Origin of the sequence: Streptomyces xinghaiensis S187 (assembly GCF_000220705.2) — a bacterium.
Classification (GTDB): domain Bacteria; phylum Actinomycetota; class Actinomycetes; order Streptomycetales; family Streptomycetaceae; genus Streptomyces; species Streptomyces xinghaiensis.
Map to the genome: position 1 here is coordinate 5971600 of NZ_CP023202.1, position 13144 is coordinate 5984743.

The window sequence follows — 13144 nt, forward strand, 5'->3', positions numbered from 1 at the left end:
AGTGTCACGACGCCGACTCGACGCGGAGCTGGTGCGCCGCAAACTGGCCCGCTCGCGCGAACACGCCGGCCAGTTGATCGCCGCGGGCCGGGTCACGGTCGGAGGCAGCGTCGCGGGCAAGCCCGCCACGCAGGTGGAGACCAGCGCGGCGGTCGTGGTCGTCCCGGACGACAGCGACCCCGACTACGTCTCCCGCGGCGGCCACAAACTGGCCGGCGCCCTGGCGGCCTTCACCCCCCTCGGGCTGGAGGTGAAGGGCCGCCGCGCGCTCGACGCGGGCGCCTCGACCGGCGGATTCACCGACGTGCTGCTCCGGGCGGGCGCGGCGCACGTCGTCGCCGTGGACGTCGGCTACGGCCAGCTCGCCTGGGCGCTGCGGAACGATGAACGGGTCACCGTGCGGGACCGTACGAACGTCCGTGACCTGGAACCCGGCCTCATCGGCGGGCAGCCGGCCGGCATCGTCGTCGGCGATCTGTCCTTCATCCCCCTCGGGCTCGTCCTGCCCGCCCTGGTGCGCTGCGCCGCCCCGGACGCGGATCTGGTGCTCATGGTGAAACCGCAGTTCGAGGTGGGCCGGGAGCGGCTGGGCAGCGGAGGGGTCGTCCGGAGCCCCGGACTGCGGGCCGAGGCGGTGCGCAAGGTCGCCGGACAGGCGGCGGAACTCGGTCTCGGCGTGCTGGGCGTCACCGCGAGCCCGCTGCCCGGACCGTCCGGAAACGTCGAGTACTTCCTCTGGCTGCGCGCCGGGGCACCCGCACTCGACCCCGCAGCAGTGGACCGAGCAGTGGCGGAGGGGCCGCGGTGACGACGACAACAGCACGGACGGTATTCCTGCTCGCGCACACCGGCCGGCGGGCCGCCGTGCGCAGCGCCGAACTGGTGGTGCAGGGGCTGCTGAGAAGCGGGATAGGAGTCCGGGTCCTGGCGGAGGAGGCCGCCGAGCTCACGCTGCCGCCCGTCGTCGAGCTGGTGGACGCCGAGGGGGACGTGCTGGACGGCTGCGAGCTGCTGATGGTCCTCGGCGGGGACGGCACGCTGCTGCGCGGCGCCGAGTTCGCCCGGGCCTCCGGGGTGCCGATGCTCGGCGTCAACCTCGGCCGGGTCGGCTTCCTCGCCGAGGCGGAGCGCGACGACCTCGACAAGGTGGTGGACCGCGTCGTCACACGCGACTACGAGGTCGAGGAGCGGATGACGCTCGATGTGGTCGTCCGGAACAACGGGCGGATCGCGCACCGCGACTGGGCGCTCAACGAGGCCTCCGTGGAGAAGGCCTCCCGCGAGCGGATGCTGGAGGTCGTCACGGAGATCGACGGCCGCCCGGTCTCCCGCTTCGGCGGTGACGGAGTGGTGTGCGCCACGCCCACCGGCTCGACGGCGTACGCCTTCTCGGCCGGCGGCCCGGTCGTCTGGCCGGGCGTGGAGGCGCTGCTGATGGTGCCGATCAGCGCGCACGCCCTGTTCGCCAAACCGCTGGTGACCACACCGGACGCGGTGCTGGCCGTCGAGGTGCAGCCGGAGACGCCGCACGGCGTGCTGTGGTGTGACGGCCGGCGCACGGTCGAACTGCCCGCCGGCGCACGTGTGGAGGTGCGGCGCGGAGCGGTGCCCGTGCGCCTGGCGCGGCTGCACCACGCCTCGTTCACCGACCGGCTGGTGGCCAAGTTCGCGCTGCCGGTGGCCGGTTGGCGCGGGGCGCCGCAGTGACCGGGGGAGCCGCGGCGGAGGGGTGACGGGCGGATACGGCGCCCGGCGCGGGGATCAACCGGAACGCTCCGGAACCACTCCGTCGAAGGGTCTCCCGGCCCGTCGCGGGGGAGGTACGTCGCGCCGCGCCCCCCGTACCTCGTAAGGTCGTGTCCGTGCTGGAGGAAATGCGGATACGGTCGCTCGGAGTCATCGACGACGCCGTTGTGGAGCTGTCACCCGGCTTCACGGCGGTCACCGGCGAGACGGGCGCCGGCAAGACCATGGTCGTCACCAGCCTCGGCCTGCTGCTCGGCGGACGGGCCGACGCGGGCCTGGTGCGGATCGGGTCGAAGGCGGCGGTCGTCGAGGGACGGATCGTGCTGCCCCCCGACACCCCGGCCGCGCGGCGGGCCGAGGAGGCGGGCGCCGAGCTGGACGACGGCGCGCTGCTCATCAGCCGCACCCTCTCCGCCGAGGGGCGCTCGCGGGCCCATCTGGGCGGGCGGTCCGTGCCCGTCGGGCTGCTCGGCGAGCTGGCCTCGGACCTGGTGGCGGTGCACGGCCAGACCGACCAGCAGGGGCTGCTGCGGCCCGCCCGGCAGCGGCAGGCGCTGGACCGGTACGCGGGCTACGCCGTCGCGGGCCCGCTCGGCGAGTACACCGTCGCGTACCAGCGGCTGCGCACCGTCGCGGCGGAGCTGGAGGAGCTGACGACCCGCGCCCGGGAGCGGGCCGCCGAGGCCGACCGGCTCCGCTTCGGCCTGGAGGAGATCGCCGCCGCCGAGCCGCAGCCCGGCGAGGACGCCGAACTGGCCGCCGAGGCCGAGCGGCTGCGCCACGCCGAGGCCCTCGCCACCGCCGCGACCGCCGCGCACGGCGCGCTCGCCGGCAACCCGGAGGATCTGGAGGCGGTCGACGCCGGGGCCCTGGTGGCCGGCGCGCACCGCGCCCTGGAGGCCGTGCGCTCGCACGACCCGGCGCTGGCCGCGCTCGCCGACCGGATCGGCGAGATCGGCATCCTGCTGACGGACGTCGCCGGGGAACTCGCCGGCTACGCCGGTGATCTCGACGCCGACCCGCTGCGGCTCGCCGCGGTCGAGGAGCGCCGGTCCGTCCTCACCCACCTCGTCCGCAAGTACGGCACGGAGGACGGCGACCCGGCCGGACCGGGCGGCGGGGACATCGCGGGCGTCCTCGCCTGGGCGGAGCGGAGCGCTGCCCGGCTCGCCGAACTGGAGGGCGACGACGACCGGATCGGCGGACTGGCCGCGGAACGCGACGAACTGCGCGGCCGGCTCTCCGAACTGGCCCGTACGCTCACCGACGCGCGCACCGAGGCCGCCAAGCGCCTCGCCGACGCCGTCACCACCGAACTCGCCCAACTCGCCATGCCCCACGCCCGGGTGAGTATCGACATCCGGCAGACGGACGCCCCGGACGGCATCGAGGTGGACGGCCGCACCGTCGCCTTCGGCCCGGCCGGAGCCGACGAGGTGGAGCTGCTGCTCGCCCCGCATCCGGGCGCCCCGGCCCGGCCCATCGCCAAGGGCGCCTCGGGCGGTGAGCTGTCCCGCGTGATGCTCGCCGTCGAGGTCGTCTTCGCCGGGGCCTCACCGGTGCCCACCTACCTCTTCGACGAGGTGGACGCGGGGGTCGGCGGCAAGGCCGCGGTGGAGGTCGGCCGGCGGCTGGCCCGGCTGGCCAGGTCGGCGCAGGTCGTCGTCGTCACGCATCTGCCGCAGGTCGCCGCCTTCGCCGACCGCCATCTGGTGGTGGAGAAGACCCACGACGGGTCGGTGACCCGCAGCGGTGTGCAGGCGATGGAGGGCGAGGACCGCATCCGGGAGCTGTCACGGATGCTCGCCGGCCAGGAGGACTCCGAACTGGCCCGTGCGCACGCCGAGGAACTGCTGGCGGCGGCCCGCGCGGCGGCCGGGGGTCCGGAGGAGCCGGGGGAGGCCGGGAAGCCCGGCTGAGTCTGCCACCCCCGGGGCCGGGGGCGCAGCCGCTCACCGGTCCCGGCCACCCGGCCCGCCCGGGGCGCGTAGGGTGTCGGGCGGTTCAGCGGTGAGGGGAGCGGACGATGACGGTGCCGGACGGCGCGGAACGCGGGCGTACGCAGGTGCTGTTCGCCGCGGCGGGGGCGGCGCGGGCCGTCTTCGCCGGGATACGCCGCAGGCCGCCGGGCGGTGCGGCGCTGTGGGAGCGGCGCAACCACGCCGGGCGGCCGGTCGATCTGTACGCGGGGCCGGCGGTGGTGCTGGGCACCGCGCTGGCGGCGGCGACCGTCCCCGGCCTCCCGGCCCGGGTGCGCGGGGCCGCCGCGCTGGCGGTCCTCGCGGCGGGGGCCTGCGGCGCGTACGACGACCTGGCGGGCCGGAACGACGCCCGGCGCGGCTTCCGCGCCCATCTGACCGCGCTGCGGCACGGGGAGATCACCTCCGGCGGGATCAAGCTGCTCGGCATCGGCGCGGCCGGGCTCGCCGCCGGCGCGCTGGTGCGGCGGCGGCCGCTCGACGCCCTGCCGGCGGGCCTGGTCGTCGCGGGAGCCGCGCATCTGGTCAATCTGCTGGACGTACGGCCCGGGCGGGCCGCCAAGGCCGTCCTCGCGATGGGCGCGCCCGTGCTGCTGCGCGGGGGAGCGGCGGGTCTGCTCTGCGCCGCGCCGATGGGAGCCGCGGCCGCCCTGCTCGCGGACGACCTGGACGAGCGCACGATGCTCGGCGACACCGGAGCGCACGCGCTCGGCGCCGGGCTCGGCCTGGCGGTCGCGGCCGGCAGCGACCGCGCGGGGCTGCTGCTGTCCGCGGCCCTGCTGCTCGCCGCCGCGGTGGCCGGGGAGCGGATCGGTGACGGGCCCGCCTGGCTCGACCGGCCCGTCCTGCGCGTCTGGGACGCGCTGGGCCGCCGGCCGGACCCGGTCTCGGTCTTCTCGCGCGGGGCGACGCCGGTCCGGGTCACGGGGGGCCGCAGAGGCTGAACGGGCGTGCGGGCGGCGGGAGTCGAGGCGGCTGCCGGCGGTGGGACAGGGGCCGGCAGCCTTGGGGGCGCGCCGTCCGCCGTACCGGGCCGGCGCGGGCCGCGCCGGGTGCGGTGGGGGCCGGGGCGAGTCCGGTGGTGCCGGCGAGCCCGGGGCCCGAGCGGTTCCGCCCGCCGCCCGGAACGCGGTGACGGGCCGCCGGCTCCGGGCCCGCCGACCCCGTCCCCGTGCCCGTGCCCCTGGCCCCCGCGCCACCGAGCGGAGCGCACCGGCCCCGGCCGGGCCGGAATCGGACCACACCCAGGAAACCTCCAGGAGTTCACCCCGAAGTGAGCAGCACACCCATACCGCCGCGCCGGGAACCGGGGCTGCACGCCGTCCACGTACTCGGGCACGGCCGTTCCGGCAGCGGCGCGCAGGTGCGCGCCCTGGCCGCCGGACTGGTGGCCCGGGGCGTGCGCGTCACGGTGTGCGCCCCGCGCTGCGCCGAGCGGGCCCACGACTTCACGGGCTCCGGGGCGCACTTCGCCGCCACCGCGCTCCGGGCCGACCCGGCCACGGTCGCCGTGCTGCGTGCCGTGTGCGCCGGGGCGGACGTCGTCCACGCGCACGGGCTCCGTGCCGCGTTCCGGGTCTCCCTCGCGCTGGGCCGCGGCTCCGTGCCACTGGTCGTGACCTGGCACCGCGGGGCGTACGCGGAGGGGGTGCGGGGCGGCCTGGTGCGGCTGATGGAGCGCCGGGCGGCCCGGACGGCCGCGGTCGTGCTCGGCGCGACCACGGAGCTCGTCGACCGGGCCCGGCGGCGCGGGGCGCGGGACGCCCGGCTGGTGTCCGTCATGCTGCCCCCGCGGCGCCCGCCCGCGGAGAGCGGCCGCGACGCGGTCCGGTCCGGACGGCCGGACGCGCGGACCGCCCGGCGGGCCGCTCTCGGCGCGCACGGGCGGCCGCTGCTGCTCGCGGCCGGCCGCCTCGCTCCCGGGGAGGGGATGCGGCCGCTGCTGGACGCCGCCCGGGCCTGGGGGGTCCGCGAGCCGCGGCCGCTGCTCCTCGTCACCGGGGACGGGCCCGCCCGGACGGCACTGCAACGGCGGATCGACTTCGAGGACCTGCCCGTGCGGCTGCTCGGCCACCGGCCCGACGGGGCCGAACTCGTCGCCGCCGCCGACGTCCTGCTGCTGCCGGGCCGCCGGGACGCGCCGCTGCCGCTCGTCCGGGAGGCCCTGCGGGCGGGTGTGCCGCTGGTCGCGGTGGGCTCCGGCGCGGTGCGCGATCTCGTCGGCGACGCGGCCGAGTTCGTCCCCTACGGCGACCCCCGCGCCCTCGCGGAGGCCGTCGGCGGGCTGCTCGCGGACCCCGGACGGCGCGAGCGGCTCCGGGCGGCGGGACGGGCACGTGCCGCGCACGGCCCCACGGCGGAGGACACCGTGGCGCAGGTGCTGAGCGTCTACGACGAGCTGGCCGGCCGCCCGGTCAGGTGGAGGCGCGGACGATCAGCCGCGCCTGGGTGATCACCGGCGCCAGGCCCTCGTCCGGCGGGGCGACGCCGAGCCGGCGCAGCAGCAGGCCGGCCATCAGGCGCCCCATCTCCTCCACCTCCTGGCGGACGGTGGTGAGCGGCGGGTCCGACCAGCTCGCCGGCTCCATGTCGTCGTAACCGACGATCGCCACGTCCTCCGGCACCCGCAGGCCGCGGGCGCGCAGGGCGCGCAGGGCGCCGGTGGCCATCAGGTCCGAGGAGGCGAAGACGGCGTCCAGATCCGGGCAGCGGTCCAGGAGTTCGAGCATGGCGCGTTCGCCGCCCTCGGCGGTGAAGTCCCCCTGGGCGACGTCTCCGGGGCCGCCGAGGGCGTCCCGGTAGCCGTCCAGGCGGTCGGCCGCGGAGGTCTGGTCGAGCGGGCCGGTGATGACGGCGATCCGTTTCCGGCCGCGGTCCCGCAGATGCCGGACGGCCTGCCGGGCGCCGTCGCGGTTGTCGGCGTCCACGTACAGCAGCCCGGCGTCGTCCTCGGCGCCCGGCCAGCCGGGGCGGCCGCCGAAGACCGCGGGCAGGCCGGAGGCGGCGGCCATGCCGGGCAGCGGATCGTCGCGGTGCAGGGAGAACATCAGCGTGCCGTCGACGTGGCCGCCGGAGAGGTAGCGGCCGATCCGGTCGTAGTCCTCCCGCCGCTCCACCAGCATCAGCACCAGCTGGGTGTCGTACGCGGCCAGTTCGCGGCTGATGCCGCGCAGCTGCTGGGCGAAGAAGGGATCGGCGAACACCCGCCGCTCCGGTTCGGCGACGATCACGGCGACCGCCCCGGTGCGCCGGGTGACGAGCGAACGCGCGGCGCTGTTGGGGATGTACCCGAGATCCGCCACCGCCCGCTCCACCCGGTCCCGTACGGCCGCGCGGACGCCCGTACTGCCGTTGACCACCCGCGAGACGGTGGCCCGGGACACTCCGGCGTGCGCGGCGACGGCTTCCAGCGTGGGACGGGTATCGGCCACCTTCATCTCCTCTTTTTCTTCAGGAGGCTTGACGCTACCGCCTGAGATCGGCACTGTCTTCCGCATGGCTTGAGAGCGCTCTCAAAAAGCCCCTCGACCCCCACCATGCGAGGAGAGCGAACCCATGAGCAAGAAGACCAAGCTGGCCGCGGCCGTGGCCGGAGTCGTCGCGGGTACCGCGATGATCCTGCCCGCGGCCTGGGCCGGATCCCCGGCGGACACGCCCGGCGGCGAGGACCGGACCCGCGCCGGCGCCCTCCAGGAGGTCTGGCGCGCGGACTTCGACGGACCGGCGGGCGCGCTGCCGCCGAGCTCCGACTGGATCATCGACACCGGCACCTCCTACCCGGGCGGACCGGCGAACTGGGGCACCGGTGAGACCCAGACGTACACCGATGATCCGGCCAATGTCAGCCAGGACGGCCAGGGCAATCTGCGGATCACCCCGCTCAAGGACGGCTCCGGGACCTGGACCTCGGCCCGGATCGAGACCCGCCGGACCGACTTCGCCGCCCCCGAGGGCGGCACGATGCGCATCGAGGCGCGCATCCAGATGCCCGACATCACGGGCGAGGAGGCGCTCGGCTACTGGCCGGCCTTCTGGACCCTGGGAGCGGACTTCCGGGGCGACTACTGGAACTGGCCGGGGATCGGCGAGTTCGACATCATGGAGAACGTCAACGGGCTCAACACCGTGTGGGGCGTGCTCCACTGCGGCACGGCCCCCGGCGGCCCGTGCAACGAGTACGACGGCCGCGGCGGCTCCACGACCTGCCCCGGCACCAGCTGCCAGTCCGGCTTCCACACCTTCGCCCTGGAGCTGGACCGGACCGGCTCCACCGAGTATCTGCGCTGGTACGTCGACGGGCAGCACTACCACACGGTGAGCTCGGCCGACCTGGACGCCGCCACCTGGGCCAACGCCACCCACCACGGCCACTTCGTGCTGCTCAACGTGGCCATGGGCGGCGCCTTCCCCGACGGTGTCGCGGGCCACGCCACCCCCACCGCCGCCACCCGGCCCGGGGTGCCGATGATCGTCGACTACGTCTCCGTCCAGCAGAGCGGGTGAGCCGCCGCACGATCAGCCGCGGGACGCGCTTCACCCTCACCCTCACCCTCGACGCCTTCTGAGCGACCCCGTTCCCCCCTCGTGTCAGGGAGGGGGCGGGCGGGCCGGAAAGCCCCGGGCCCCGGCGGACAACGCGTCCGCCGGGGCCCGGTGGTGTGGAAGCAGCGGAGGGATCAGGCGCCGTACGCTCCGGACGCCGTCAGCCGCAGCGCCGTGTCGATCAGCGGAACGTGGCTGAACGCCTGGGGGAAGTTGCCCACCTGGCGCTGGAGCCGCGGGTCCCACTCCTCCGCGAGCAGGCCGAGGTCGTTGCGGAGCCCCAGCAGCTTCTCGAAGAGCTTGCGGGCCTCCTCGACCCGGCCGATCATCGCCAGGTCGTCGGCCAGCCAGAACGAGCAGGCCAGGAAGGCGCCCTCGTCACCCTCCAGGCCGTCCACGCCCGCCTCCTCGCCCTCCGTCGGGTAGCGGAGCACGAAACCGTCCGAGGTCGACAGCTCCCGCTGGATCGCCTCGATGGTGCCTATGACCCGCTTGTCGTCCGGGGGCAGGAAGCCCATCTGCGGGATCAGCAGCAGCGAGGCGTCCAGCTCCCGCGAGCCGTAGGACTGGGTGAAGGTGTTCCGCTCCTTGTCGTAGCCCTTCTCGCAGACGGTGCGGTGGATCTCGTCGCGCAGATCGCGCCAGCGGTCCAGCGGGCCGTCCACGTCGCCCGACTCGATCAGCTTCACCGTGCGGTCGACGGCGACCCACGCCATCACCTTGGAGTGCACGAAGTGCCGGCGCGGACCGCGGACCTCCCAGATGCCCTCGTCCGGCTCGTCCCAGTGGTTCTCCAGGTAGCTGATCAGCTTGATCTGGAGCAGGCTGGCGTAGTCGTTGCGGGCCAGGCCGGTCATATGGGCCAGGTGCAGTGCCTCGGTGACCTCGCCGTAGACGTCGAGCTGGAGCTGGCCGGCGGCGCCGTTGCCGACCCGCACCGGCTGGGAGTTCTCGTAGCCGGGCAGCCAGGTCAGCTCGGTCTCGCCCAGCTCGCGCTCGCCCGCGATGCCGTACATGATCTGCAGGTTCTCCGGGTCGCCGGCGACCGCGCGCAGCAGCCACTCGCGCCAGGCGCGGGCCTCCTCGCGGTAGCCGGTGCGCAGCAGCGAGGAGAGGGTGATCGCGGCGTCCCGCAGCCAGGTGAAGCGGTAGTCCCAGTTGCGGCTGCCGCCGACGTCCTCCGGGAGGGAGGTGGTGGGCGCGGCGACGATGCCGCCGGTCGGGCCGTACGTCAGCGCCTTGAGCGTGATCAGCGAGCGCACCACCGCGTCCCGGTACGGGCCGTGGTAGGTGCACTGGGCCACCCAGTCGCGCCAGAAGTCCTCGGTCGCCTCCAGGGACGTCTCGGGCTCCGGCAGCGGCGGGGGCTGCTTGTGCGAGGGCTGCCAGCTGATGGTGAAGGCGATCCGCTCGCCCGGCGAGACGGTGAAGTCCGCGTAGGTGGTGAGGTCCTCGCCGTACGTCGGCACGGGCGAGTCCAGCCACACCGAGTCGGGGCCGGCCACCGCGACCGTGCGGTCGTCCACCTTGTGCACCCAGGGCACGACCCAGCCGTAGGAGAACCGCATCCGCAGCGCGGACCGCATCCGCACCCGGCCGCTGACGCCCTCGACGATGCGGATCAGCTGCGGGGCGCCGTCACGCGGCGGCATGAAATCGATCACTCTGACCGTGCCCCGCGGGGTGTCCCACTCCGACTCCAGGACCAGGGAGTCGCCGCGGTAGCGCCGGCGGTCGGCCGCCGGGGGCTCGGCGTCCTTCGCGTGGGCCGGTCCCAGCCGCCAGAAGCCGTGCTCGTCCGTCCCGAGGAGACCGGCGAAGATGGCATGGGAGTCGAAGCGGGGCAGGCACAGCCAGTCTGCTGTCCCGTCCCGGCAGACGAGGGCGGCGGTCTGCATATCGCCGATGAGTGCGTAGTCCTCGATGCGCCCGGCCACGTGCATCTCCAGTCGAACGGCCTTTTGGTGCCCCGGGGAAGGGGTCTTGCGGTCAAGGGAACATGTGACGAGTCTCGTTCCGGTGACTGACGTGGGTGGTGCCATGCCGGCCGGCTCGCTGATGTGTCCGAGAAGGATACGACGCTGGAATGGGTTCCGTGTGACGGTCCGGGCAAGGTGACTGAGCCGAACGGGTGGGCTACCGCACGCAGTGGCCGAGGGGGCTTGCGCGGATGGCCGGAAGCGGCCGTCCGCGGTCGCTGATACCCTGGTGGCCCGTGGACCGGTGGGAAGCGTCCGTTGAGACCGCACCCCGGAACCGCAGCGCCGGCACCCCGTCCGAAAGGGGCCGATCCGCACCTCACTTCGCGACCACGGGAGCCCCCTCTTGGCCATCGCCGCTAAGCCCACGACGACCAAGCACCTCTTCGTCACCGGGGGTGTCGCCTCCTCGCTCGGCAAGGGACTCACCGCCTCCAGCCTCGGCCGGCTGCTCAAGGCCCGCGGTCTGCGCGTGACCATGCAGAAGCTCGACCCGTACCTCAACGTCGACCCGGGCACGATGAACCCCTTCCAGCACGGCGAGGTGTTCGTCACCAACGACGGCGCCGAGACCGACCTGGACATCGGCCACTACGAGCGCTTCCTCGACGTCGACCTCGACGGTTCCGCCAACGTCACCACCGGCCAGATCTACTCCACCGTGATCGCCAAGGAGCGGCGCGGCGAGTACCTGGGCGACACCGTGCAGGTCATCCCGCACATCACCAACGAGATCAAGCACCGGGTCCGGCGGATGGCCACGGAGGACGTGGACGTCGTCATCACCGAGGTCGGCGGCACCGTCGGCGACATCGAGTCGCTGCCGTTCCTGGAGGCCGTCCGCCAGGTCCGGCACGAGGTCGGCCGTGACAACGTCTTCGTCGTCCACATCTCGCTGCTGCCGTACATCGGCCCGTCCGGCGAGCTCAAGACCAAGCCCACCCAGCACTCCGTCGCCGCGCTGCGCAACATCGGCATCCAGCCGGACGCGATCGTGCTCCGCGCCGACCGCGACGTCCCGGTCTCCATCAAGCGGAAGATCTCGCTGATGTGCGACGTCGACGAGGACGCCGTGGTGGCCTGCAAGGACGCCCCGTCCATCTACGACATCCCCAAGGTGCTGCACACCGAGGGCCTCGACGCCTACGTCGTCCGCAAGCTCGACCTGCCGTTCCGCGACGTGGACTGGACGGAGTGGGACGACCTGCTCGCCCGGGTGCACCGGCCGGCGCACGAGGTGACGGTCGCCCTCGTCGGCAAGTACATCGACCTGCCCGACGCCTACCTCTCCGTGACGGAGGCGCTGCGCGCGGGCGGCTTCGCCAACAACGCCCGGGTGAAGATCAAGTGGGTCGTCTCGGACGACTGCCGCACCCCGGCCGGCGCCGAGGAGCAGCTCGGCGACGTGGACGCGGTCTGCATCCCGGGCGGCTTCGGCGAGCGCGGCGTGGACGGCAAGGTCGGGGCCATCACCTACGCCCGCGAGCACAAACTGCCGCTGCTCGGCCTCTGCCTGGGCCTGCAGTGCATCGTGATCGAGGCGGCGCGCAACCTCGCCGGCGTCCCGGACGCCAACTCCACCGAGTTCGACGCCGCCACCGCGCACCCGGTCATCTCCACCATGGAGGAGCAGCTCGCCATCGTGGAGGGCGCCGGCGACCTCGGCGGCACCATGCGGCTCGGGATGTACCCGGCGAAGCTCGCGGAGGGCTCCATCGTCCGCGAGACCTACGGCGACCAGCCCTACGTCGAGGAGCGCCACCGGCACCGGTACGAGGTCAACAACACCTACCGCACCGAGCTGGAGAAGAAGGCCGGCCTGGTCTTCTCCGGCACCTCCCCGGACAACAAGCTGGTCGAGTTCGTCGAGTACCCGCGCGAGGTCCACCCGTACCTGGTCGCCACCCAGGCGCACCCGGAGCTGCGGTCCCGCCCGACCCGCCCGCACCCCCTCTTCGCGGGTCTGGTCAAGGCCGTGATCGACGGCCGCGCCTGAGGCCCGGCGGCGGGCGATACGGTTGCCGGGGGCCCGGGTTCACGGTCCGGTCCCCGGCGACGGCACGACGGAAGGACGCGGACAGCGCATGGGCACCCCCGACATCCGGGACACCCCGGAGGAGTGGCGGGTCACCGCCACCGAGACCCCGTTCACCGGCAACAAGACCGGCGTCCGCACGGACGAGGTCGTCATGCCGGACGGGTCCACCGCCCGCCGCGACTACCAGACGCACCCCGGCTCGGTGGCGGTCCTCGCCCTGGACGAGCGGGACCGGGTCCTGCTGCTGCGCCAGTACCGGCACCCGGTGCGGCAGAAGCTCTGGGAGATCCCGGCCGGCCTGCTCGACGTGCCGGGGGAGAACCCGCTGCACGCCGCCCAGCGGGAGCTGTACGAGGAGGCGCACGTCAAGGCCGAGGACTGGCGCGTCCTCACGGACGTCTACACCTCGCCCGGCGGCTGCGACGAGGCGGTGCGGATCTTCCTCGCCCGGGAGATCTCCGCGGTCGAGGGCGAGCGCTTCGAAGTCTCCGAGGAGGAGGCGGACATGGAGCTGGCCCGGGTGCCGCTGGCGGAGCTCGTCCGGGGGGTGCTGGCGGGCGATCTGCACAACAACTGCCTGGTGGTCGGCGTGCTCGCGCTGACGGCGGTACGCGCCTCCGGCGGCCCGGAGACGCTCCGCCCGGCCGGGGCGCCGTGGCCGGCCCGGCCGTTCTCCTGAGCGCCGCGGTTTTCCCGGCCGTCCCGGTCTCCCCGGCCGGGGAGACCGCCGTCCCGGTCTCCTGAAGCCGCCCGCTCCGGACCGGCTCCTCCGGGGCCCGCCGCCCTCTCCCGGGTGCCCGGCGGGTCTCTCCGCCGGGCACCCGTCCGGCTGCCGGCCCTTCCGTCACCCGGAGCGGCCG

At 74.7% G+C, this 13144-nt stretch carries 10 protein-coding genes; 8 read left to right on the plus strand and 2 right to left on the minus strand.

The annotated features are described in order from the left end of the window. Position 1 precedes the first annotated feature (1 nt). The 5 genes from SXIN_RS25505 to SXIN_RS25525 all read left to right on the plus strand — a co-directional run bounded on the left by SXIN_RS25505 (position 2) and on the right by SXIN_RS25525 (position 6177). Positions 2-808 carry a TlyA family RNA methyltransferase gene (locus SXIN_RS25505; protein ID WP_019708984.1) on the plus strand — a complete coding sequence of 269 codons (807 nt, stop codon included), beginning with the start codon at positions 2-4 and terminating at the stop codon, positions 806-808. Then, on the plus strand, positions 805-1707 hold the full coding sequence (locus SXIN_RS25510) for an NAD kinase (protein ID WP_019708983.1): 903 nt from the start codon (positions 805-807) through the stop codon (positions 1705-1707). The genes SXIN_RS25505 and SXIN_RS25510 overlap by 4 nt, the downstream gene beginning before the upstream one ends. A gap of 167 nt (positions 1708-1874) precedes the next feature. Further along, positions 1875-3665 carry a DNA repair protein RecN gene (gene recN, locus SXIN_RS25515; protein ID WP_095758191.1) on the plus strand — a complete coding sequence of 597 codons (1791 nt, stop codon included), beginning with the start codon at positions 1875-1877 and terminating at the stop codon, positions 3663-3665. Between the two features lie 107 nt (positions 3666-3772). Then, positions 3773-4669: a hypothetical protein gene (locus tag SXIN_RS25520; protein WP_095757592.1), complete on the plus strand. Its 897-nt coding sequence runs from the start codon at positions 3773-3775 to the stop codon at positions 4667-4669. Positions 4670-4998: 329 nt separating this feature from the next. Further along, the gene (locus tag SXIN_RS25525; RefSeq protein WP_095757593.1) at positions 4999-6177 is read left to right on the plus strand and encodes a glycosyltransferase family 4 protein; all 1179 of its coding nucleotides are present in this window, start codon (positions 4999-5001) and stop codon (positions 6175-6177) included. Here the strand turns inward: SXIN_RS25525 and SXIN_RS25530 are convergent. Next, the gene (locus SXIN_RS25530; RefSeq protein ID WP_019708981.1) at positions 6140-7162 is read right to left on the minus strand and encodes a LacI family DNA-binding transcriptional regulator; all 1023 of its coding nucleotides are present in this window, start codon (positions 7160-7162) and stop codon (positions 6140-6142) included. The two genes, SXIN_RS25525 and SXIN_RS25530, sit on opposite strands and share 38 nt — an antisense overlap. Before the next feature lie 118 nt (positions 7163-7280). Here SXIN_RS25530 and SXIN_RS25535 point away from each other — a divergent pair, with 118 nt between their 5' ends. Then, positions 7281-8228 (plus strand): glycoside hydrolase family 16 protein, encoded by a 948-nt coding sequence (locus tag SXIN_RS25535; protein ID WP_019708980.1) that lies wholly within the window; start codon positions 7281-7283, stop codon positions 8226-8228. 173 nt (positions 8229-8401) lie between these two features. Here SXIN_RS25535 and SXIN_RS25540 read toward each other — a convergent pair whose 3' ends face one another. Next, positions 8402-10210 carry a glycoside hydrolase family 15 protein gene (locus SXIN_RS25540; RefSeq protein ID WP_095757594.1) on the minus strand — a complete coding sequence of 603 codons (1809 nt, stop codon included), beginning with the start codon at positions 10208-10210 and terminating at the stop codon, positions 8402-8404. Positions 10211-10598: 388 nt separating this feature from the next. Between SXIN_RS25540 and SXIN_RS25545 the strand changes: the two genes are divergently transcribed. Beyond that, the gene (locus SXIN_RS25545) at positions 10599-12242 is read left to right on the plus strand and encodes a CTP synthase (RefSeq protein ID WP_039821259.1); all 1644 of its coding nucleotides are present in this window, start codon (positions 10599-10601) and stop codon (positions 12240-12242) included. An 88-nt stretch (positions 12243-12330) separates the two neighbouring features. After that, the gene (locus SXIN_RS25550) at positions 12331-12963 is read left to right on the plus strand and encodes an NUDIX domain-containing protein (RefSeq protein ID WP_019708977.1); all 633 of its coding nucleotides are present in this window, start codon (positions 12331-12333) and stop codon (positions 12961-12963) included. Positions 12964-13144 lie beyond the last annotated feature (181 nt).

What these genes read in the sequence shown, in the direction of transcription:
- recN (WP_095758191.1), top strand. Translation starts at nt 1,875, where the DNA reads ATGCGGATACGGTCGCTCGGAGTCATCGACGACGCCGTTGTGGAGCTG.
- SXIN_RS25520 (WP_095757592.1), top strand. Translation starts at nt 3,773, where the DNA reads ATGACGGTGCCGGACGGCGCGGAACGCGGGCGTACGCAGGTGCTGTTC.
- SXIN_RS25530 (WP_019708981.1), bottom strand. Translation starts at nt 7,162, where the DNA reads ATGAAGGTGGCCGATACCCGTCCCACGCTGGAAGCCGTCGCCGCGCAC.
- SXIN_RS25535 (WP_019708980.1), top strand. Translation starts at nt 7,281, where the DNA reads ATGAGCAAGAAGACCAAGCTGGCCGCGGCCGTGGCCGGAGTCGTCGCG.
- SXIN_RS25540 (WP_095757594.1), bottom strand. Translation starts at nt 10,210, where the DNA reads ATGCACGTGGCCGGGCGCATCGAGGACTACGCACTCATCGGCGATATG.
- SXIN_RS25550 (WP_019708977.1), top strand. Translation starts at nt 12,331, where the DNA reads ATGGGCACCCCCGACATCCGGGACACCCCGGAGGAGTGGCGGGTCACC.